Below are 22,448 nucleotides of genomic sequence, written 5' to 3' on the forward strand. Positions count from 1 at the left end.
TGTTTCTTTCAGCAGGAATTAGACAATTTCGGCAGGCATGTCAGAGCGGACATCGCCCCGCGTAAGGGTCCGGGTGACAGACCACAGGATGGCCGCACCAAGGGCGACCGTAATCCCCATGCACACCATGCCGGCGGACAGGGTTCCCGTAAGGGTGGTCAGCTTGCCCACGGCCATGGGGCTGATAAAACCGCCCCACAGCCCGATGGCGTTGATCAGGGCGAAACCGCCGGTCGCGGCACTGCCCTGGAATACATTGGCGGCCAGCGCCCAGAACACGACGTAGGAGGCATAGATGCCCGCCGTCGCACCGGCCAGAATGACAAGCTGGAGCGCAAAGACATTCGGCACGACCGTTGTCAGCACAAAGCACGCACTGGCCAGCAGGGCCGGGGCATAGCAGTGAAAACTGCGTTCCTTCTTCCTGTCAGAACGCGCGCTCCAGTACGCCATGGAGGCGACGGACACGACATACGGAAAGGACGAATACAGCCCCACCGCCATGGCCGAATGCACCCCGGCTTCATGAATGAGGGATGGCAGCCAGAAATTGAGCATGTACATGCCTGCCATCAGGGCGAAGAACCCCAGCGACAGAAGATAGATCGCCGGATCGCGGATCACGGCGGAAAAGGCGACATGCCGCACGTTACGCCGGACACTCCAGCCTTCGATGATCTGGCGTTCCCCCGCGGAAAGCCATTTTGCATCCATCGGCGTGCGGGGCAGGACAAACACGATGACGATGCCCAGCAGGACGGAAGGCAGCCCTTCCATCACGAACATCCACCGCCAGCCCGCCAGACCGCCGACCTGATCGAAATGCGACAGCAGCCATCCCGATACGGGACCAATCAGGATTCCGGCCAGCGGCAGGGAAAGCTGGTGCCAGAAAATGACGCCCGACATCCGGTTTTCAGGATACCAGCGCGCCAGATAATAAGTGCAGGTGGGCGCAAAACCGGCTTCAAATACCCCCAGCAGGAAGCGCAGGATATAGAAACTCTCGCGGCTATGGATAAAGCCGGTCGCCGCCGAGGTCATGCCCCACAGCACCATGATACGGGCAAATGTCCGCGGTGCGCCGACCTTCGACGCCCACAGGCTTATGGGAATTTCGAACAGCACCAGACCGATAAAGAAAATACCGGCGGCAAATCCGAACTGCGTCGCATCCAGCCCCACATCGTGCGAGATATGGGTCCGGGCAAAGCCCAGGTTTGTCCGGTCTATGCTGTCCATCAGGTAGATCACGATAATCCACGACATGATGCGCCAGTTGAGACGATGATACAGTCTTGTCTGGATATCTTTCATTGTCCCACCCCATCGTGCCGCCTGTCCGCACCGGGGCGCGGACAGAGGACCTGTTTCAAATGATGCAGAAGTATTCCGGTCAGAAATTGTAGGCGAAACGCCCGCCGACAAAGCGCGGCTGTCCGGAAATACCCATGTTCACCGTTGTCGCCAGCGTGCGGCTGACAATGTAGTCACGGTTGAGAATGTTCGTGGCATAGGCCGTGACCGACCACGGCCCCCTGACCGGCTTGAACGTCACGCTGCCGTTCATCAGGAAGTAGGACGGCAGCAGATAGGCCCCGGTGCCACGCGGCACGGTATCCTGCGCGCCACGGTAGGAATAATCGCCTTCCATCGTGACGGTATATTTGCCGAATACAGGCCGCGTTTCGTAGGAAACGGTTCCGTTCAGGGTCAGCTTGGGAATACCCATATCCGCGCCGTTATAGCTGTCCGTAAAGGACTTCCACGTGCCGGTGCGCGCATAATAGGCGCTGACCGCCTGAACATTCAGCACCTGGAAATCATCATAGGTGCCGCGCTGGTAGCCAACATTCTGCGACAGTGTCAGGCCACGGACGGGATGGGCGCTGATCGACAGTTCCGTGCCGAAAATATGCGAACGCGGCACGTTTACATAGGAACCGACCGTACCCCAGTTGGGAACCAGAATATACGAGAAATACTGCTGGTCATGATAGGAATCCCAGAACGCAGCACCATTGATGCGCAGGCGGTGATTGAAGAATTCGCTCTTGAAGCCCACTTCATAAGCCATCAGCCATTCGGGCTTGAAGCCTGCGGCCTGCTGTTCGGTCAGCGTCGTATTGGCCGTAAAGCCACCGGGCTTCACGCCACGACGGATATCGGCATACAGCATTACGTTGGGCTGGACCTGATAGTTGATCCCGACCTTGCCCGAAAACTGGTTTGTCAGTGTGCCATGATTGCCAAAGACCTGACTGTAGGTCCGGGCCAGCGTCACGGGATTGTAGCGGTAGACGGCATCATCCAGGAACTGGCGGTCGTCGGTCTGGTGTTCCAGCCCGAAGGTAAGGCGCAGCTTGTGCGTCAGGCTGTAGGTCAGGTTCACGAACTGCGCGAAATCCTGCTGCGGCTGAACGTGCGCACTGTTCTGGAAATAGTACTTTCCCGAACGGTCAGTATAGTCGAACCAGTTTTCGCCCGATGCGCGCACACGGTTGTAATACATGCCCGTCACCCACTGCAGACGGTCATCCAGCACCCGGCCCGACAGGCGTATTTCCTGTGAGAACACATTCGTGCTGCCCGTCAGGTAACTGTCACCCGAACGGTACGCTTCCGCATCGCGGTCGATGTATTCGTGGCGCTGCTGCTGCTGGAAGGACGATATGGTGGTCAGTCTGGCCCAGCCCAGATCCCGCTCCATATCCAGGTTGATGCCCCACTGCATGTCGTTATAGGACGGCTTGCTGTTGGGCGAGATCCCCAGAATCTTGGCGTATTGCGGATTCAGGCTCCACCCCGTGGCATAGATATCGCGATCGCGCGGCAGGATGTTGCTGTTATCGCCAAGAATGAAGCCCGCATCCGCTTCGGATGAATCCTGCGACCAGTTACCCGTCAGCTTGATGTTCGTTTTGTCATCCGGCTGCCAGGCCAGCTTGGCACGCAGCGCGCCTTCATTGGCGCGCCCCAGCGATTCCCCATTGACGCGGTTGTAACGGAACGCGCCACCTTCGAGCATCTGCCCCGCGATGCGGAACTGCAGCCGCTTCGTGATGGGCCCCGATACGTAGAAGTTGGTCTTGCTGCGTGCGTAGCTGGCGATATCCTCTGACACGCCATAATGCAGGGTTTTGGTCGGATCATTGGTGGTGATCCGGACTTCGCCGCCGGTATCGGCTATGCCATGCTCGAAACCGACCGGGCCGGGGTCCACGCCAACTGACGCCACATCGAACATCTGCCCCGAACTCATGGCCGTGATGGTGTAGGGCACGCCATCAAAATACGTCATGACGGATGACATGTTGTTCTGGGTATAATCCTGCATGCCGATACCGCGCAGGTAATAATCCGGCACGTTGGAACCGCCCTCCGTCTGGATGGTCAGGTTGGGCACCAGATTCTGGATATCCTCGACGGTCGTGACGTGATGCGTCACAAGTTCTTCGGCGGTCAGGTTGGTGGTATTGCCCGCCCTGTGCTGGTCCGCGCTGAAGGGGCGGCGCGTGCGGGTAACACTGATCACTTCGGGGGCCGCATGGTGGTCATGGGCCTGCGGGGTTGATGCGGCATGATGCGCAACGACTGGCGTCCTGCGCTGTTTTTCATCCGTTACGGTTGCAGCCAGCGCGACACCCGCGGGCAGGCCACCCGTATAGACGGACAACATCAGGAAACTGCGAAAGGCATGCCCCATGACGGATTTGTGTCGCATATGCTGGACCGCAAACATTCTGAACTCCTGCTCCATATCACCGACCGGGGCGACCAGATCGGAACCACTATGTTGCATATTCAGAACATAACTTTTCAGCGACAAATAGCTATTAGTTCTTGGTTCAAAAGATATTAAAACTATGCAATAACATTTTCATATACCCTGCAACCCGCAAAAATCTGCTAAATATCAATAATCAGACCCTTTTTCTTCCCTCCCAAACCATCATAAAAACCTTCTTTTCAGCCCCAATGTCGCATAAGCTCGCATGGCCATCCACCTGATTTACATTATTATAAAGTAACATTCAGGCTGCGCAGGCAGCTCTCCTTTCCCCTTCTGCGGATCATGCCCCATGGAAATGCGTAACCTCGAAGATATCGGCACTCATGTGGATGCGCTCGCCCCCGCCGCCATCGCGCTGGGGGATGCCGTGTGGGATACGCCTGAACTCTGTTACGAGGAACGGCGCTCCTGCGGACTGCATACCGCGATGCTGCACGAACAGGGATTTACCGTGACACCGCATGTCGCTGGCATTCCCACCGCCGTAATGGGTGAAAGCGGAACAGCAGGCTCCGTTATCGCCTTTCTGGGTGAATATGACGCCCTGCCCGGCCTTGCGGCACAGGCTGGTATCTGTCGCCCTGTCACGACATCTGCCAACGGCCATGGATGCGGGCATAACCTGCTGGGGGCGGCATCGCTTCTTGCCGCCGCAGCCGTTGCGCGGTGGCTGCGTGCCAGCGGGATGCCGGGGCGGGTGCGATATTACGGCTGCCCGGCGGAAGAAGGCGGGGCGGGCAAGGGCTTCATGGTCCGGGCCGGGGCCTTCAAGGATGTGGATGCCGCCATTTCGTGGCATCCGACCGCCTTTTGCGGTGTATTACCGCCTTCGTCCCTTGCAAACATGCGCATGGACTTCACCTTCAGTGGTCGTTCCGCGCATGCCGCAGCCAGCCCGCATCTGGGCCGTTCGGCCCTTGATGCGGTTGAACTCATGAATGTTGGCGTGAATTACCTGCGCGAACACATGCTGCCCACGTCGCGTATCCATTATGCCTATGTCGATGCAGGCGGCAGTGCGCCCAATGTTGTCCAGTCCCGGGCCGTGGTGCGCTATTCCGTGCGGACGGAAGCACTGGCGGACCTGTCCCCCCTGACCGAACGGGTAAAGCAGGTAGCCGAGGGCGCCGCCCTGATGACGGGCACAACCGTTACCAGCCATGTGACTGCGGGCGTGGCCAATCTTCTGCCCTGCCCGCCGCTGGAAAAAATCCTGCATGAAAGCTTCATGGAAATCGGACCGCCCCGTTTCAGCGAAGCGGACAATGTTTTTGCCAGGGAAATTCAGGCAACCCTTTCGTCTGATGAAATTGACGCAGCCTTTCGCCAGATTGGTCGCCGCCGCCGCGATATTGCCCTGACCGATTTCATCCTGCCATCCGATGGGATATTTTCCCTCGGTTCAACAGATGTCGGCGATGTCAGTTGGACAGTCCCGACCGTGCAGGCGCTGGGGGCCACCTGCGCCATCGGCACGCCGCTCCATTCATGGCAGATGACGGCGCAGGGCAAATCATCCATCGCGCATACGGGAATGATCCATGTCGCCCGGGCGATGGCGCTTACGGCAACACAGCTTTTCCTGTCACCCGAACTGTTGGCGCAGGCACGCGAAGACCATGCCGCCCGCCTTGCTGAACAGCCCTATACGTGCCCCATTCCCCCCGATACGCATCCGCCCGTTCAGGCCAGCTTGCAGGACTGACGCCGCCTGTTCCCATAACTCAGGGCGTGCGCCCGCTACCGGAAGGAAAGATACCGCCCATGGATACGCGTTTTCTGGAAAGCTTTCTTGCCATAGTGGAACGGGGTTCCATAGCGGATGCGGCACGCCATCTGGGACTGACCCCCGCTGCGGTTGCCCAACGCATCAAGGCGCTGGAAGATGAAATCAGGCAGCCGCTTCTGGTCCGCGCGGGACGCAGCGTCACGCCAACGGCGGCGGGGCTGGGCATTATTGAAAAAAGCCGCCTGCTTATACGCGGCGTGGAAGACCTGAAGGCCATCGCAACACATAACGAGTTCGCGGGTGAACTGAAAATCGGCGCGATCTCGACCGCGATGACCGGCATCCTGCCTTTCATGCTGCGACAGTTCTTTGTGGATTACCCCAAAATCGACCTGCACGTGACACCGGGACAATCCATAAAGCTGTATCATGATGTGGTTGAAGGTCAGCTTGACGGGGCGCTGATTGTGGAACCGCCCTTTTCCATTCCGAAAACCTGCGGCTGGAAAAGGCTGCTGTCGGAACCGCTGATCGTGCTGGTGCCCGAAAGCTGCACGGAAACGAACCCGTTAAAGATCCTGAAGGAAAACATGTTCCTTCGCTATGACCGGACCCAGTGGGGCGGCAGGGTGGCGGATGCGTTCCTGCGCGAAAACCGGATTTTCCCGACCCAGCAGCTTGAACTGGATTCCCTTGAAGCCATTGCCCTGATGGTAAGCGAGAAGGTTGGCGTATCGCTGGTGCCGGACTGGCTGCCGCCCTGGCCCGAAGGGCTGAAAATCCGGAAGGTGCCCGTGTCCACGCCCCCACTCCTGCGTCATATCGGCATCCTGTGGCAGCACGCATCCCCGCATGCGACGCTCATCCGGCAGATGGAACCCCTGCTGCAATCCCGAAAAACATAAGCAACAGGCCGCCTGCGGGCAGATGTAAATACCAGCCAATACTTTGCAGCACGCTGGACAGACGCAACCTTCCGATATTTTTCTGATACAGTAATAGAGAATCAATCCATGGATACCCGCTTCCTCGAAAGTTTCCTGATTGTGGTTGAACAGGGATCCATCGCTGGCGCGGCGCGACAGTTGCGCCTGACACCCGCCACCGTGGCGCAACGTATCCGCACGCTGGAAGATGAAATCGGCTGCGCACTGGTCCAGCGCGAAGGACGTTCCGTCCACCCGACCGAAAACGGGCTGGCCATCCTTGAACAGAGCCGCGCTGTCATAACCAGCATTCAGGAACTGCGCACCATCGCCACCAGCGATACCCCGGTGGGCAAACTGAAGCTGGGCGCAATATCCAGTGCGGCAAACGGGTTGCTGCCGCCTTACCTCAAACGGTTTTTCGAATGCTACCCCGGCGTCGAACTGCACATCACGCCGGGTTCATCATCCGTGCTACACAATGCCGTTCTGGACGGGATTATTGACGCGGCCTTTATTGTTGAGCCGCCGTTCGATATTTCAGCAACCTGTGTATGGCAGACGCTGCGTTCCGAACCATTGGTTGTCATCACTTCGGAAAGTGTCAGCGATACGGACCCGCATGCGATCCTGCGGCATAATCCGTTCATCCGTTATGACCGTAACCAGTGGGGCGGGCGGTTGGCTGACGAATATCTACGCCGTAACGGGATATGGCCCCATGAACGTCTGGAACTGGATTCCCTTGATGCCATCGCCATCATCGTCAATCAGGGCACTGGCGTATCCCTTGTACCGGACTGGGCGCTGCCCTGGCCTGATGGGGTGCATCTGAAAAAAATCGCGCTTCCTGCGCCTGCTCCGTGCCGGAACCTCGGTTTCCTGTCCCAGCGCAACGCCCCGCGACGCCGCCTGATCAACCGGTTGCTGGAAATCCTGCAGGCCCCCCTTCCTGTCGCGCAGAACATCGTGGCGCACAACGCGTAAGCCGGGGCGCAGAGTGTGGCATCCCGAACGTGTTATCTTTTCGCGCAACCATGAACATAGCCTCTGGCGCCATTGCTACAGTGCGCCCGAACGATATGTCCCGATCCGGGTCGACCAGCGCATCAATTCGGGCGTGACCAGCACAGATTGTCAATCTGCTGGCGGAAATCTGTTTCCAGACCGACTTTCCAGACCTGTGCCACAAAATCCGAAGGCGGATGTTCGCTCAGCCTTACCAGACCGATTGACCCCGGTGAAAAACCGGCAAGCCGCCGCATCTGCAGCAGTCCGGTTGGGGGCACGCGCAGGGGAAAGGAAGAAAGCGGCAGTATGGTTGCCAGCGCGCCAGACATTATCCGGGCATGGATCAGTTCAAGTGACGCGGTTTCCAGCCGAATGATGGGGACCACCCCCGCTGTCTGGAATCCAATATCCACCAGTTGCCGACAACGCATGCCCTTGCTCAGTAGCGCAAGCGGAAATGTGGCGGCTTCTTCCCAACTGATTTCATCCTGACAAGGAAAAACGTAAGCCGACGTTCCTGCAAGAACCTGCTGTTCCGTATAAAGCGCCCTTACCATGAAGGCCTGCGCCTGCGGACACTGATCATAATACATGATCCCGATATCCAGTTGTTTACTGGCCAGTTTCCCGATTATTTCCGCATTGGGCAGAACAGAGACATCACAGGAAAAGTCCCCGATCTTTTCCTTTATCGCGTCCATCAGGACGGGGACGATATGCACCGCAGTCGGGATTACGCCAATCTTGATGGCTCCGGCAATATCCTCTTTCGACAGGGAAATTTCATTACGCATCTCCGCAACGTTACGCAGGATGTCATTTGCCCGTTTCATGACACGCACGCCTTCCGCCGTCAGACCGAAGACCTTCTTCCTGCGATCAACAATAGTGACCCCGAGTTCATGTTCCAGTTGCCGGATCGCACGCGAAAGCGCGGGCTGCGAGACGTTGCACACATCCGCGGCCTTTGAAAAGCTGCGAAGCCTGTCGATCTCACGAAGGTAATAAAGCTGCTTTAAAAACACATTCCCCCCAGACAATAACCGTACTTTATCAAACCCGTTTTACAGGTCCCGTCGCGCATGCCCGATGTGACGTCTTTCTTCCCTTAAACAATGACACGGGATGTGCATTTTCTGAAATCCGGCACGAAGCACTGGCATTTTCCCTCCGGATGCAAGCCATCCATTTCCGGGCGACGGAGATCAGGGATTTACCCTGCCTCCATTGTGTTCAGTTTCTGCCTTCGCTTCCGTTGGCCTGTAGAATGAAACCGGCCAGATTCTTCAAGGCACCCCGCCGTGGATGCCGCCCCGCATGACCCATGCGTGCAAAGGACATGCGTTTGATCATGTATGTCATAGCCGACGAAACAGCCTCCGGCATGCGCTCATTCCTGCATGGGAAATGGGAGGGTTGAGGCAGTCGGATAGCAGGCCATCCAGAACTGTCAGTCATATGATTATGCATTAAAGTTATAACGATGATCTTTTTGTGATTGATCTGGTTATTTTACCTTGCGCCGCGTCTTGTCACAATCTGCCATAAGCCTATGCTGGCAATCCATTATCGTCATGTGTGCGTCACCGCAGGGAGTTTCAGTCCGTTGGCCATACCTCAACCCGTTGATACGAAGCTGACCCAGGCGGCGGTATTCCTCGTCATGACCCTGAACGGGGACACATCGACCAATATCCAGATACGAAACCTGCTGGGGGATCTCTCCTCCCTCGTGCGGGGTGTGGGGTTCAGGATTCCCGATGGCCGGTTAAGCTGCGTTACGGGCATTGGATCGGATGCGTGGGACCGGCTGTTCGGTCTGCCGCGCCCGAAAGACCTGCATCCGTTCATGGAAATAAACGGCGTGCATCATGCCCCCGCCACACCGGGCGACCTGCTGTTCCATATCCGCGCCACACGGATGGATCTGTGCTTTGAACTGGCCACCGCAATCGTATCCCGGCTGGAAGGTGCCGCGACGGTGGCGGATGAGGTGCATGGCTTCAAGTATTTCGACGAACGCGATCTGCTCGGTTTCGTCGATGGGACCGAAAATCCGTCCGGGCAGGCTGCACTTGATTCAACAATAATCGCGGATGAAGATCCCACCTTTGCGGGCGGCAGTTATGTCATCGTGCAGAAATACCTGCATGACCTGAAAAAATGGGATGCCATCCCGACCGAGGTGCAGGAACACATCATCGGCCGCAGGAAAGTATCGGACATAGAACTGGCGGATGAAGCCAAGCCCAGCTATGCCCATAACGTATTGACCAATATTGAGGAAAACGGGCAACAGCTACAGATCCTGCGCGACAACATGCCGTTTGGCGAGATTGGCAAGGGGGAATTCGGCACATACTTCATCGGGTATGCGTGCTCCCCCGCGCGAACCGAACAGATGCTGCAGAACATGTTCGTTGGGAAACCGCCGGGCAATTACGACAGGATTCTGGATGTCAGCACGGCGGTTACCGGAACGCTGTTTTTCATTCCCGCAAGCGACTTTCTCGATAGCGCGCCGGACAGGAATACGGACGAACCGGACGCTTCGCCCGAACCCACCACCCCGCCAGACACATCCCTGCCCCATGGCGGTTCCCTTGGAATCGGATCATTGAAAGAGGAAATCTGACATGAATAACCTGCACAGACATCTCGCCCCCATTTCCAGCGCGGCATGGTCCGAGATCGAGGAAGAAGCCACGCGCACCATCCGCCGCCATCTGGCCGGACGTCGTGTTGTTGACGCATCGGAGCCGAAGGGCACGACCCTTGCCGGTATCGGCACGGGGCGCGGCAAACAGATTGCGGCGCTGGATGAGGGCGTGCGGGCATTGCAGCGCGAGGTCCTGCCGCTGGTGGAGCTGCGGGTCCCCTTTACCCTGTCACGCGACGAAATCGACGCGGTGGAACGCGGCTCCCTCGATTCCGACTGGCAGCCGGTCAAGGATGCGGCGCAGAAAATCGCCTTTGCCGAAGACAGGGCCATTTTCAACGGATACGCTGCGGCCGGCATTTCGGGCATCCGTCAGGCGACATCAAACGCGCGCCTGAAACTTCCTGCATCGGCAAAGGATTACCCGCACGTCATTGCCGATGCGCTGAATGCCCTGCGCCTTGCCGGTGTCAATGGCCCCTATTCCATTGTCCTGGGCGCGCAGGCCTATCAGGCTGTCAGCGGCGGGGATGACGACGGTTATCCCGTTCGCAAGCACATCGAAAGCCTGATCGACGGCAAACTGATCTGGGCGCCCGCCATTGAAGGGGCTTTCGTGGTCTCCATGCGTGGTGGCGATCTCGCCCTTGATATCGGGCAGGATTTTTCAATCGGTTATCTGGGACATACTGCTGAAACGGTAGAACTTTATCTGCAGGAGAGCTTTACGTTCCGTATGCTGACAAGCGAAGCTGCTGTCGCCGTGGAATAGGAAGGGCAACCGCCTTCTGATCTGTACCACCTGTTGATTCCGGCCTGTCGGACAGCTTTTTTGCTTCCGACAGGCCCCCTGTAGATTTGCGAGGATACAAATGGAAAACCCGCTGGAAACCTCCGCCAAAACAGAAGCCCGCATTGCCGCAAAGGCCCGGGAAATGTGGGCTGCCGACGGAAAGCCCGCCTGTGGGCCAGATGCGTACAAGGAATCAGCATCAGAACTGATCGGGATGGAACTCAATCCTGATGCCGGACAGATACCGGTCGACTCCCCTGTCCCGCTGGACCCGAACGGTCAGCCGGTCGAACAGGCATGGCTGGAAGAAAACCTCGGCAATTCCGGTGGCAGCATGAACGAACTCGATGACAAGCAGGAAGTGCCGTTTGCCACCCGGCAGGAAGAAGAAAAAGCCCTTAAAGATCAGGAATAACAGAGACCCCATTACTACCTGCGGACACGCCGGAGTGTCACTTAAGCCCGTACGCCAAAGGTGCCAAAGGACTGCCCCCTGTAATCAAAGGGGATGAAAAAGTTCCGGCGACAAGGGGATGGGGAGACGAAGAGGGAAGGGTTCCCGTAGGAGTGGCCTTGTGACTGTAGTCCCCCCGGCATTCGCCGGTCTTTTTTACAATGGCTGGGCCATGATCTGCCCTACCCAATGTGCTGCTTCCATTTGGCCCGACATGAATTGGGCCATCTGTTCAAAGATCATATCTGAAAAACCGCCAATATTCAATATATCCTTCCGTTCGCTCGCCTGTGTGGTGCCATAGGGCTGGATGTCGATGCAGACCAGACGCGCCGCAGGATTGCGGGCTTTCAGTCTTGTCCACTCCCGCATCATGCCCGTGGGTGTTTCATCAGGATATGCGCCTCCCCATGACTCATTGTCCGAGACGAATACAACAAGGTCCACCGTCTCGTACCGGGCATTGAGCCATGCCAGCGGGGCCGCGCAATTCGTGCCCCCTCCGCCCAGTTTGGCAAGACGGCGGGCGTTGGTCAGGATCGTATCGCGGGGCTCCAGGGCGATATCGAACACCCGCTCATCAAAGGGCAGGATACGGGCGGAAGGGTTGCCGCGCTTGATCGCCGCCGCTACGAGAGCCGCGACATCAATGCACTGCACCGCCGTAGTGGCACCACGCCTGTAACCCGTAACGGGCGCGCGCATGGAAACTGATACATCAGGGCATATCACCACACGCCCGCCCAGATGGGGTACATTGCCTACCGCGCGTTCCATCGTGTCATGCAGGGCCTCCCTCAGGGCCGCAGGCACCTCCGGCCCGAGTGCCTGAAAGGTAGCGAGCAACTGATAGGGCATGGCTTTCGCCGTCCTGATCCGTTCGGGATCGCGCAACACCGCCGCCACATGGTCCACGACCGTCGGATCGTCAAAGGCACCGTTACGGGTCAGCATGTTCAGCCCCTGCCGCAGGGTCTGCCATGAAGCCGTAAGGGCAACCGTGCCCCACTGCCGGGACGAGAGCGTCAGGCTGTCCAGCAACTGGAACGGCACGGCGGGCACCCGATCTGATATGCCGGAACGGAAGGCCAGCAGATCCTGCACCACGGAAGGCAGAGCTGATGGATCGGCAGGTTTGCCAATCAGCCATGCGTAGAAGGCCTCACGTTGCGGGTTACCCGGACGTGGATGGACCATACGGATGATATCGGCCAATGACGGAGCGTTCCCTACCGAGGCCGCCAGAAGCTGCTCGTCAGTGGCATCATTCAGCCAGTCCCGCACCATGGCCTTGGGACGGGACCCCAGGGATTTACGCCCGGTCTGACCGGAACGCATGATCTGCACAAAGGTACGCAGCATCCGGCCGGATCGCACCACCTTCGGGAACGCACGGGTAAACAGCACCGGGTCGCGTCTGGACAGAACAGCCAGCAGCAGGGCCGGCGTATCCTTCATATGTCCCCTTTCCCGAACATGGATGGCCGCGCGGGCAAGGAAATCCGGGCTTACTGTTTCGGCAAGTTCAACCAGAATGCGCATCTGTTCCTGTGCGTCCTGATAAAAGCCCCCACCAAAGGTCCCTGTCATGGCAAGCTGGGCGAGCCTGTGCGCCGGAACGAGATCATAGGCGGGCGCACCTGCCGCATTACGCGCATTGGTCCGCGGCATGAACATGTCCCGCAGCGATGCAAACACGGACCGGTTTGCCATGACTCTGTTCCTTTCTTCGTTACCCCCCCTTTCTGCCGGATGCGAACGTGAAGAAAAAGAAAAACGACATTTCATTATAAGTCGTTGTTATAAAACACAATTATGCGCGTTTCGTCACGGCTTCATCGGCCAGTATTATATGGATTTATATCCTTTTATCATATTATATAAATCCATGCGTAATGTTGTCATTGGCTTCCTCGGTACCATCCTTGACCAGGGGCGTCGCCGCTCGTGGCGACCGTCGGTGCAGATCTGTGCCCACCCCGATTTTCCTGTTGATCGGCTGGAACTGCTCCATGACCACCTTAATCTGCGATTGGCCGAAAAGGTGGCGCGCGATATCACGGCACTATCACCGCGAACCGAGGTGCGGCTGGTGGACATGGAACTGAAAAATCCATGGGATTTTCAGGAAGTTTACGGAAAGCTGTATGATTTTGCGGAATCCTACGGCTTTGACGAGGATCGGGAGCACTATTACGTCCACCTGACAACAGGCACGCATGTCGCCCAGATCTGCTGGTTTCTGCTGACGGAAAGCCGTCACATCCCCGCCCGCCTGCTGCAGAGTGGCCCACCAGAGGGAAAGGCTGCACCCGACGGCACGATTGACATCATTGATCTTGATCTCGCCCGCTACAATGCACTGCAACGCCGCTTCGAGACGGCGGCGCGTGAGCATTCCTACATGCTGCGTGGCGGTATCCCGACCAGAAATGCCGCCTTCCATAACGTAATAGAACGACTGGAGCAGGTCGTGACCCGTTCGGATGAACCGATCCTGCTGGTGGGGGAAGCTGGCGTTGGCAAGACCACGCTGGCGCAGCGCATCCATGAACTGAAACTGCAGCGCCGCCGGGTAAAGGGGCGTCTGGTCCATGTAAACTGCGCCGGACTGCAGGGGCAGCACGCCATGGCCGCCCTGTTTGGCCAGCGGCGCAACGTCGTGGGGCTTGCGGGCACCGAGCGGGCAGGCTTCCTGAGCGAGGCAGAGGGTGGAGTGCTGTTCCTTGATGACATTGATCTGCTACCCCACGCCGAGCAGGCACTTCTGCTCGATGCGCTGGAACGCGGCAGTTACTATCCGGTGGGGTCTGATACCGCGCAGAGCTGCCGTTTTCATCTGATCGCCACAACCAGCCGGGATCTGTCCATACTGTCGCAGCAGGGTATCTTGCGCCCTGATCTGCTGGCGCGACTGGCGTTATGGGTATTCCATCTTCCACCGCTACGTGAACGGCGGGAGGATATGGAAGTCGAACTGGCATATGAACTGGAAAAAGCAGAGCGAAGTCTGGGGTGCAAGATCGGCTTCAATGTGGATGCCAGGGCACGCTATCTGCGCTTTGCCCGTGACCCGGCCATGCCATGGTCGGGCAATTACCGGGATCTGTCGGCTTCAGCCCGCAGGCTCTGCACCCTTGCGGAACGTGGGCGCATAACCCTGCCTATGGTCGAGGCGGAAATCCTGGCGCTGACGCAACAGTGGGCTGCGATGCGACGGGATGGTGACATGGCATTACTGGCTGAAGTACTGCCCGACCCGACCAATGTGGACGAGTTCGACCGGGCGCAACTCGCTGCTGTGGTACGGGCGTGCCGGGAGTCATCATCGCTATCCGCGGCAGGGCGGCGACTGTTTGCCCTCTCGCGGAAGGAAAAGACCAGCCAGAACGACGCTGACCGCTTGCGCAAATATCTTGGCCGCTTTGGTCTGAACTGGGAGATGGTATCGAGCGGCACCTGAGATGCCAGCACCGTACACCCCGCCACTGTTCCGGTTGGGGGGCCGGTGCAGCACTCCGCGAGCCAGACGAAAATACCGTATGCCCTTCCATCTGGCTCTTAAACATCCAAAACACATTCATTCACAGACACATCTTCCACGAGTGCCTGTGAATTACGCTGCGTCCTTCAATCCAACAGATTGACAGACCTTCCGCCTGTCATCCCTCCCCCCATAATCAAATCAGAACTCTAGCGAGAGCGTGAAGTGATAGACGCGCGGCAGTCCCGCATACAGGGTCGAGGCCGCGCCGGACGTGCCGCTGGGCGCACCGGTATAGACAGATGCCCAGTAGCGTTCGTTCGTGGCGTTGCTTACGCCAAAGCGTGCAACCCACGGGAACCTGGCAACGTGGAAGGCGTAGCGCGTACCCAGATCCAGCGTGGTGTAAGAACCGGTATGCAACGTGTTGGTGATGTTCGCCGCACGATTGCCCATGTAATGAACACTGGCATTGAACGCCCAGCCCGAGGCGAAGGTGCCCATTGATGCCGGAAGGCGATAATCCAGAAGCAGGTTGGCCTGCAACGGCGCTGCCCCCACAATTTCCTTGTTGTTGTAGGCGGCAGTCCTGCTGTTGACCAGTTCCGCATCCAGCCAGGTCATGCCGGCCAGAACGGACAGGTTGGGCAGAACCTCGCCCGAAATCTGGGCTTCCACACCATAGTTGCGCTGCGTTCCGCCATATTCATAGGTCTGGCAGGTCGTGCCGCCTGAACAGGTGCCATTCGCCGCCGGAATATACATTGCGTAAGGCGAGGTCATGCGGAACCCGGCCACGTTGAACTGCATTTTCTGATACCGCAGTTTATAGCCGACTTCGTATTCTTCCGAATGGGCAACAGGCAGCGCAATGTTGGTGTTGGTATAGTATTTGCTGTTTGGTGTGACCGGGCCTGCTTCAGCCGACCGCCCATATGTGAAATACAGGGTCTGGTTCTGGGTAGGCTTGTACATGATGCTGGCGGTCGGGCTGAACGTCGCGTTGGCCTGGAAGGTTCTCTTGAGCGGGCTCGTGGCGTTGAGCGCGCCCTTCTGGTCGATCCAGCTCCATGCCAGCGTACCCATGACCGACCAGTGCTTGTTGATCCGCATCGTGTCACCCACGATAAAGGACTGGCTGGTAATGCTGCTCGATTTATAACGGCCACTGTAATAAGGCTGCGTACCGTTGGTGGGCGCTGCCCCATACATATTGTATGTTCCAAGGCTCTGCGCCGGTGTCAGCGCAGTTGTGGGATTATAATTGCCCATCATGTAGCCATTGGTGCCGATAACAAGATCATGCGTAAGGGGACCGGTATGAACCCGACCGTTGAAATACGCCATGTTACTGCCAACGCGGAAATCATCCGCCGTGGTGGTAGCGGTAGCTTTTGAGCTGTAGAAACCTTCATACCCTTGGGTTGCGCTCAACGTATCGCTGATCCCGAAGGACTGGCGCATGGCGTCCTGATACAGTCCGCCCAGCGTAAAGCTCCAGTCCTTGTTGATCTGGTGCTTGATCTTCGCCAGGAAGGTATTGGTTTCCATATTGTACCCGCTCCAGTCAGGCGCCATGCGCCGACCCAGATCCGGGGCTTCGGGCAGTTGCCCGCCAATGCCGGTGGGATTGGCAGCCGTGCCAGCGGAAATGCCAAAGCCGGGGGCCATGCCACGTTCGTCATATGTATAATGGCTGGCGTCGAGTTCGATAACCGTCTTGGAATCGATATGGATATCGAAATCGGCGCTGACCATCTCACGCCGTATCCAGCTTCCGGGCGCATAAGCTGAACCATTGGCGTGCAGCATGTTCAGGCGGTAGCCAAACCAGCCATTGCGACCGATCCGGCCTGAAATATCGCCATTGACCGTAGGCGTACCGATGGAATCCACGCCAACCGAAAGCCGTTCGGTACGCCGGTTGGTCGGGCGCTTGAGTGTGTATTCAAAGACACCCGCCGGGTTTTCGGGTCCATACATCGCCCCGGCCAGACCATTGAGAACCTGAAGGTTATCAACCCATTCCGCCGGATAAGGCGTGGTGGAAACCACGTTCAGCCCATCAAGGCGGGAATTGGAGATCACATCGGCCTCAAACCCACGGGACTGCGGGCGTGACGTATTGGGGTCACCGCGGATTTCCAGCTGCACTGACGGCAGGTACTGCGCCATATCATTGATGTTACGCAGTTGCTGGTTCACCACCACGTCATGCGTGACGCCCATGACGGAATACGGCGTATCCAGCGTATCACGGTTGCCCAGCGGCCCCAGATACACGGTCTTGTTCATATATTTGGCACCAGTACCGTCTGCCGCATGGTGGCCATAGACGGTTACCGTTTCGCCATTGGAACCATCCAGTATCCCGGCGATGGGAGCGGCTGTAGACGATGTTCCGGCAGGCGGTGTTTTAGTAGCCTGCGCCCCGGTGGCCGATGTACCACCGGATGTCGTCTTTACGGCAACGGGCTTGCCAGTCTTGTCCAACTGCGCGGAAACGGACGGTGCGGCCAGCGCCGTAGTGGTCAGCAGAAAGGCACCAGATGTGCCAGTGATGAAAAAGGTATGGAAACGACGCTGCATAGATCTGGTGCATCCGAGATATGAACAAAGAACATAAGACGCGCTCTTTTTTCATCCCGGAGACAGGCTTGTCTATATATATCCATACCCAGACATATGCATGAGTGGATATAGTCACAATGTGTTGCCAGAATAATACAGTTGGTATGAGTGGCTGCTGATCAATGCGGAAAACGTCGGGATCAGGACCTATTGATTTTGTTGAATTGAGCTGTGTTCCGTGATCCACAGGCATACGGGAGGGACGGGCCTGCGAGTGATATGTTCTTGCTATCCGTGAGCCAGATGGAGGAGATTGCGCCGTATTTTCCTCTGGCGCATGGCGTGTCGCGCGTGAATGACCGGCGGGTTCTGAGCGGGATCGTTTATGTGATCCGTAACGGCCTTCAGTGGAAAGATACCCCGAAAGAATACGACCCTCGCAAGACCTTATATAATCGTTTTATCCGGTGGAGCCGTCTGGGTGCCTTTTGACCGGATCTTCGTCACGCTGACAGAACAGGCTGGTCGTTCGACGCATCTGATGATTGATGCGACACACCTCAAAGCGCACAGGACAGCGGCGTCCCTGCTTGAAAAGGGGCTTTTCCCGGCCATATCGGACGCACAAAAGGCGGACTGAACTCAAAGCTTCATGCCGTGTGTGATGGTCAGACCGCCCTGCGTGACGTCGCGCACAGGCAGTATCAATGGTCCCGGCTACGTCGCAATGGCGATCCCGGTGAGGCACAAGCCCGGAAAGCAGCGCATAACAGACTGTCAGAAAAGGAGTTTTCACGCGATCTTGAGCGGGAATCCCTTTGTCATGCGTCATTGTCTATATATATCCGTATATAGACAAACACAGCCGATAGCCCACCATCCCGATACACCATCACATGCCTGCGGGCCGATCATGCCCTGAACGTCGGGGTGGCTGATAGCTGGCTGACAAAATAAATGGGAGGCCACTGTTCACCATGCTGTACCAGTCCATAAATCCGTATACGGAAGAAACACTCAAGACATTCGACCTGCATTCGGATGCCCAACTTGCCAGTATTGTCGCCAAGGCAGACAATACCTACAAAAACAACTGGCGTCGCAAAACCTATGCCCAGCGTGCCGCGATCCTGCATAAAGCCGCTGAAATCATGCGCCATAACCGCGATGCCTTCGCAACCCCCATTACCGTGGAAATGGGCAAGCTGTTCCGCGAGGCACAGGCCGAAGTGGATCTGAGCGCCGATATCCTTGATTATTATGCCGACAATGCTGAGAAATTCCTCGCTCCCATTGACCTGAAAGTGGATGATGGCAAGGCCACGGTCCTCAGCCAGCCCATTGGCATCGTATTCTGTATCGAACCGTGGAATTTCCCGTATTACCAGCTTGCCCGCGTTGCCGGGCCGAACCTTATGGCGGGCAATGTACTGATCGTTAAGCATGCTCCCGGCGTGCCGCAATGTGCGGTCATGTTTGAGGAACTGTTTGCCGATGCAGGTGCGCCCGAGGGGACATATTCAAACGTATTCATTACTAATGAACAGTCGGCAACCGTCGTGGCCGACCCGCGCGTGCGCGGTGTGGCGCTGACCGGCAGTGAACGCGCAGGCAAGGCCGTGGCGGCGGAAGCGGGAAGCGCGCTGAAACTGGTGCTGGGCCAGATCGAAGCCGCCGTGGCGCACGGTGCGCATGTGGTGACCGGCGGCAGGCGCATTGACCGACCCGGCTATTTCCTGCAGGCGACCATCCTTGATAATATCAACAGGGACAATCCGGCCTTCCATCAGGAATTCTTCGCACCCGTAGCCATGATTTTCCGGGTGCCGGATGAACAGTCGGCCATCGACCTGGCCAATGATTCTCCATACGGTCTTGGCGGGTCCGTCATCACGACCGATATCGAACGCGGCAGGCGTGTGGCCGCGCAGATTGAAACGGGCATGGTCTTCATCAACCGCTCGACCTGGACTGCGCCCGGCCTGCCATTTGGTGGCGTGAAGAACTCGGGCTATGGCCGCGAACTGTCTTCGCTGGGCATAGAAGAATTCATCAACAAGAAACTGGTACATATTCCGGCATAGACCGGCCGTCAGGCGATCAGCATGCCGTAATATGCTGTATGTCTCCCCCTGCGTATGCAATCGCAGGGGGAGACATCGGAAATCTGGCAAGATGCCTTGCCCATCCGATTACAGCGCGGGCAGGATGTTCAATCCTTGGCAGGCCATGCCAGAAGGCAGAAGACCTGCATACACACCGCCCCCAGCGGCAGCCACACAAAGCCCGCCGTAATCCACGCTGACAGTTCCGGTGGCTGCGTCACTCCATTCTCAACGTAATGACCCTGTGACAGGAACTGCGCCAGAACGAAGCCGGTCAGGCCCATCGCCAGTTTCGTAACCCATGTATTGATCGAATATGCCAGCCCCGCTGATCCGGTCGACGTACGTGGATCACCATCATCCACAGCCTGTGCCAGCAGGGTGTAATACAGCGGGGACATCACGCCCTGAGCCAGTGCCAGAAGTGCTACGGACAGGAAAAAACCTGTCATGGACGCACCCGCCACAGCCATTGCCAGATAGGCTGCTCCCTGTGCGATCAGGCATATGATCCCGCTGCGGACGGTCCCCAGACGTCTGGCAAGCGGAAGGCACGCAGGCACGGCCGCAAACAGCAGGACGGTGATGAAGGTAATGATATTGGCACCCAGTTGCTCCGTGCCGCCAAGAACGACCCTGGAATAATACAGGGCAAAGCCGAACAGGGCCGCGTGTCCCACGAAATAGAAGAATGCGAGCAGGTTGCTCAGCACCCACTGCCGGTTTCCACATAGATGGCGCAGCGTTACCGTCAGGCCCTGTCGCACGGGCGCAGGCGGGTGCCGCACGGTGCAGCCGCGCGCCACGCACAGCCATAAAACACTGCACAGAACCGACAGCGCCAGCGCGTAGACGGCCATGCCATACCGGTGCTGCGCCGCACTTTCGCCGCCACCCAGCCAGGTGATGGCGGGAATGGTCAGCAGCGCCACAAGCAGCGATCCGGCCTGACAGCCCATCATGCGGAATGCATTCAGGCCAACCCGCTGCGTGGCGGAGCGGCTGATCATGACGGCCAGTGCACCATAGGGCGTGTTGATGCATGAATAGATCGCACCGAATACAATATAGGTCACTCCCGCCCACAGGACCTTTCCCCCAGGCGAAAGCGGCAGGGCCAGAAAACACACGAAGCCTGTTATGCCAAAAGGAATGGCAAGGACCCGGATCAGGCGCGGCACGATCAGGCCGCCCAGACGGTCAACAACATAGCCGATAACGGGATCGCAGAAGGCATCAACAACACGCGCCACCAGCAGTATCCACGATACGGCAATCAGCGGCAGACCGTATATATCTGTATAATAATACATCAGATAGGATGACGTCATGCCCCACATCATGTTGGAGGCAGCATCACCACACCCGTAGGCCATCTTTTCTTTCACGGAAAGCGCCTGCCTGTTCTCCATTATCCTGCTTTCCTGAAATTTTAGGACAGGCCGTACGCTATCATATGACCATGAAACGACAAGCCGGGCCGGACGCCATCAATCCATTGTCAATTACCATATCCGCTTTAAGGAATAATGCCGAGGTGTCTTTATCGTCTCCGATGAAGGCCCCTCTCGGGTGTGGGGAATTCAAAACCGTTCGCGTATTTCCGGTAAGCAAATGACCCTCAGCGCCCTCCCCTGTTACATTGGGTAAAGGATAGAGCACGGTGTCATACAGACTATACTATTCTCCAGGCACGGCGAGCATGGCGGTGCATTGGATGCTCATAGAGATCGGTGCACCGTTCGAAACGGTTCTGGTCGATCTTACATCGGGCGGGCAGCAGACCGCCGCATATCGTCGTCTAAACCCGGCGGGTCGGGTGCCAACCCTTGTCGTGGATGGTAGTGCGCATGGTGAGTCGGCCGCGCTGCTGATGCTTCTGGCCGAACGCCATCCCGAGGCGGCATTGATGCCGGCTCCCGGTTCTGCGGACAGGGCAACCTGGCTTGAAATCATGATCCAGCTTGCCAACACACTGCTTCCTGCGATGCGCGACTGGTTTTATGCCGATACGGATGGGGAACCGATCGGGGCGGATGCTGTCCGTTCTCTTGCGCGTCGAAGGATCGAAACCGCGTGGGATCAGCTCGACAGGCGACTATCATCCAGCCAGTCCCATCTTGTCGGCGACCGGCTCAGTACAGCAGATTTTCTGGCCATCATGCTGATGCGATGGGCACGCAACATGCCTCGTCCGGCCACAACATGGCCCAACCTCAGTGCCTATATCGAGCGCGTAACGCAAAGACCTTCCTTTATCGAGGTCAATCGACGCGAGGGGCTTGCCAACTGGCCCATGTCCCTGGACCTGCCTGAGCAGGATGGGAGATAATGTTTCCTCACAAAAGGAAAAAACAGGTGGCTTTTGTCATTCGCACTGCATGTGCTGAAGATGCCTCTTTCCTTCCAGGCATTGAAAGATCAGCCGCACAAATTTTCCGGCAGATACCACCATTAAGCTGGATCGCTGATGATGCTGTCCTGCCAGAAGAAACACATCTTGCGTGCATAAGGGCTGGAACATGCTGGGTTGCCACAGACGAAAAGGATCATCCGACAGGCTTCCTTAGCGCCCGCATTTGCGAAAAGGATCTTCATATTCTTGAGATGTCGGTTTTCAGGAAGGAACAGGGTCGTGGAATTGGAAAAGCCCTGCTCCACACTGCCTGCATCTGGGCAAAAGGGCACCAGATGGAGAGCGTGACTCTTACGACTTTTCGAGAACTTCCCTGGAATGCGCCTTTTTATGCCCGAATGGGCTTTGAAAGCCTGCCAGATAGCTCATTGAATGCCAGATGGAGGGTTCGAAAAACCCTCTGGTATTGAGGTCTGCTCTGTGATTCCATTTTCCTTGCGTTGATTGGAGTATGGATCATGAAGCAGGCGGGATTTTTTGACGTTGAAGAGCGGCTTGCCCGGCTGA

At 57.4% G+C, this 22,448-nt stretch carries 16 protein-coding genes and 1 pseudogene; 11 read left to right on the forward strand and 6 right to left on the reverse strand.

Annotated features, from left to right (window positions below):
• Positions 1 to 18: 18 nt before the first annotated feature.
• Positions 19 to 1,317: an MFS transporter gene (locus tag ACBR42_RS14695; RefSeq protein ID WP_371208500.1), complete on the reverse strand. Its 1,299-nt coding sequence runs from the start codon at positions 1,315 to 1,317 to the stop codon at positions 19 to 21.
• 79 nt (positions 1,318 to 1,396) lie between these two features.
• Entirely contained in the window at positions 1,397 to 3,724 is a 2,328-nt protein-coding gene (locus ACBR42_RS14700; protein ID WP_165927296.1) for a TonB-dependent receptor, read from the reverse strand.
• A gap of 358 nt (positions 3,725 to 4,082) precedes the next feature.
• Between ACBR42_RS14700 and ACBR42_RS14705 the strand changes: the two genes are divergently transcribed.
• The 3 genes from ACBR42_RS14705 to ACBR42_RS14715 all read left to right on the forward strand — a co-directional run bounded on the left by ACBR42_RS14705 (position 4,083) and on the right by ACBR42_RS14715 (position 7,435).
• Positions 4,083 to 5,498 (forward strand): amidohydrolase, encoded by a 1,416-nt coding sequence (locus ACBR42_RS14705; protein ID WP_371208501.1) that lies wholly within the window; start codon positions 4,083 to 4,085, stop codon positions 5,496 to 5,498.
• Positions 5,499 to 5,557: 59 nt separating this feature from the next.
• Entirely contained in the window at positions 5,558 to 6,427 is an 870-nt protein-coding gene (locus tag ACBR42_RS14710; protein ID WP_102323066.1) for a LysR family transcriptional regulator, read from the forward strand.
• A 108-nt stretch (positions 6,428 to 6,535) separates the two neighbouring features.
• Positions 6,536 to 7,435 (forward strand): LysR substrate-binding domain-containing protein, encoded by a 900-nt coding sequence (locus ACBR42_RS14715; RefSeq protein WP_371208502.1) that lies wholly within the window; start codon positions 6,536 to 6,538, stop codon positions 7,433 to 7,435.
• 122 nt (positions 7,436 to 7,557) lie between these two features.
• Here ACBR42_RS14715 and ACBR42_RS14720 read toward each other — a convergent pair whose 3' ends face one another.
• The gene (locus ACBR42_RS14720; protein ID WP_371208503.1) at positions 7,558 to 8,484 is read right to left on the reverse strand and encodes a LysR family transcriptional regulator; all 927 of its coding nucleotides are present in this window, start codon (positions 8,482 to 8,484) and stop codon (positions 7,558 to 7,560) included.
• Positions 8,485 to 9,065: 581 nt separating this feature from the next.
• Here ACBR42_RS14720 and ACBR42_RS14725 point away from each other — a divergent pair.
• The 3 genes from ACBR42_RS14725 (at position 9,066) to ACBR42_RS14735 (ending at position 11,326) form a co-directional block, all read left to right on the forward strand.
• Entirely contained in the window at positions 9,066 to 10,094 is a 1,029-nt protein-coding gene (locus tag ACBR42_RS14725) for a Dyp-type peroxidase (RefSeq protein ID WP_102323063.1), read from the forward strand.
• A 1-nt stretch (position 10,095) separates the two neighbouring features.
• Positions 10,096 to 10,890, forward strand: coding sequence for a family 1 encapsulin nanocompartment shell protein (locus ACBR42_RS14730; protein WP_371208504.1), 795 nt, complete (start codon positions 10,096 to 10,098; stop codon positions 10,888 to 10,890).
• Between the two features lie 100 nt (positions 10,891 to 10,990).
• Positions 10,991 to 11,326, forward strand: coding sequence for a hypothetical protein (locus tag ACBR42_RS14735; RefSeq protein WP_102323061.1), 336 nt, complete (start codon positions 10,991 to 10,993; stop codon positions 11,324 to 11,326).
• A gap of 195 nt (positions 11,327 to 11,521) precedes the next feature.
• Here the strand turns inward: ACBR42_RS14735 and ACBR42_RS14740 are convergent, their stop codons facing one another.
• A complete protein-coding gene (locus ACBR42_RS14740; RefSeq protein WP_371208505.1) occupies positions 11,522 to 13,078 on the reverse strand; it encodes an RNA-binding protein in 1,557 nt (518 codons plus the stop codon).
• A 175-nt stretch (positions 13,079 to 13,253) separates the two neighbouring features.
• Here ACBR42_RS14740 and ACBR42_RS14745 point away from each other — a divergent pair, with 175 nt between their 5' ends.
• Positions 13,254 to 14,828: an RNA repair transcriptional activator RtcR family protein gene (locus ACBR42_RS14745; protein ID WP_371208506.1), complete on the forward strand. Its 1,575-nt coding sequence runs from the start codon at positions 13,254 to 13,256 to the stop codon at positions 14,826 to 14,828.
• A gap of 222 nt (positions 14,829 to 15,050) precedes the next feature.
• Here ACBR42_RS14745 and ACBR42_RS14750 read toward each other — a convergent pair whose 3' ends face one another.
• Positions 15,051 to 17,438 (reverse strand): TonB-dependent siderophore receptor, encoded by a 2,388-nt coding sequence (locus ACBR42_RS14750; RefSeq protein ID WP_371208507.1) that lies wholly within the window; start codon positions 17,436 to 17,438, stop codon positions 15,051 to 15,053.
• Between the two features lie 261 nt (positions 17,439 to 17,699).
• Between ACBR42_RS14750 and ACBR42_RS14755 the strand changes: the two are divergent.
• Together ACBR42_RS14755 and ACBR42_RS14760 are read left to right on the forward strand one after the other, a co-directional pair.
• A pseudogene (locus ACBR42_RS14755) lies at positions 17,700 to 18,092 on the forward strand (IS5 family transposase); the annotation flags it as partial.
• Positions 18,093 to 18,397: 305 nt separating this feature from the next.
• A complete protein-coding gene (locus ACBR42_RS14760) occupies positions 18,398 to 19,504 on the forward strand; it encodes an aldehyde dehydrogenase family protein (protein ID WP_371208508.1) in 1,107 nt (368 codons plus the stop codon).
• A gap of 128 nt (positions 19,505 to 19,632) precedes the next feature.
• Here ACBR42_RS14760 and ACBR42_RS14765 read toward each other — a convergent pair whose 3' ends face one another.
• Entirely contained in the window at positions 19,633 to 20,937 is a 1,305-nt protein-coding gene (locus ACBR42_RS14765) for an MFS transporter (protein ID WP_371208509.1), read from the reverse strand.
• A gap of 251 nt (positions 20,938 to 21,188) precedes the next feature.
• On the opposite strand from ACBR42_RS14765, the gene ACBR42_RS14770 reads away from it, so the two are divergent.
• On the forward strand, positions 21,189 to 21,857 hold the full coding sequence (locus ACBR42_RS14770; protein ID WP_371208510.1) for a glutathione S-transferase family protein: 669 nt from the start codon (positions 21,189 to 21,191) through the stop codon (positions 21,855 to 21,857).
• Positions 21,857 to 22,351, forward strand: coding sequence for a GNAT family N-acetyltransferase (locus tag ACBR42_RS14775; protein WP_371208511.1), 495 nt, complete (start codon positions 21,857 to 21,859; stop codon positions 22,349 to 22,351). The genes ACBR42_RS14770 and ACBR42_RS14775 overlap by 1 nt, the downstream gene beginning before the upstream one ends.
• Positions 22,352 to 22,448 lie beyond the last annotated feature (97 nt).

It is taken from the genome of Komagataeibacter sp. SM21 (assembly GCF_041402665.1).
In the GTDB taxonomy this organism is placed as follows: domain Bacteria; phylum Pseudomonadota; class Alphaproteobacteria; order Acetobacterales; family Acetobacteraceae; genus Komagataeibacter; species Komagataeibacter saccharivorans.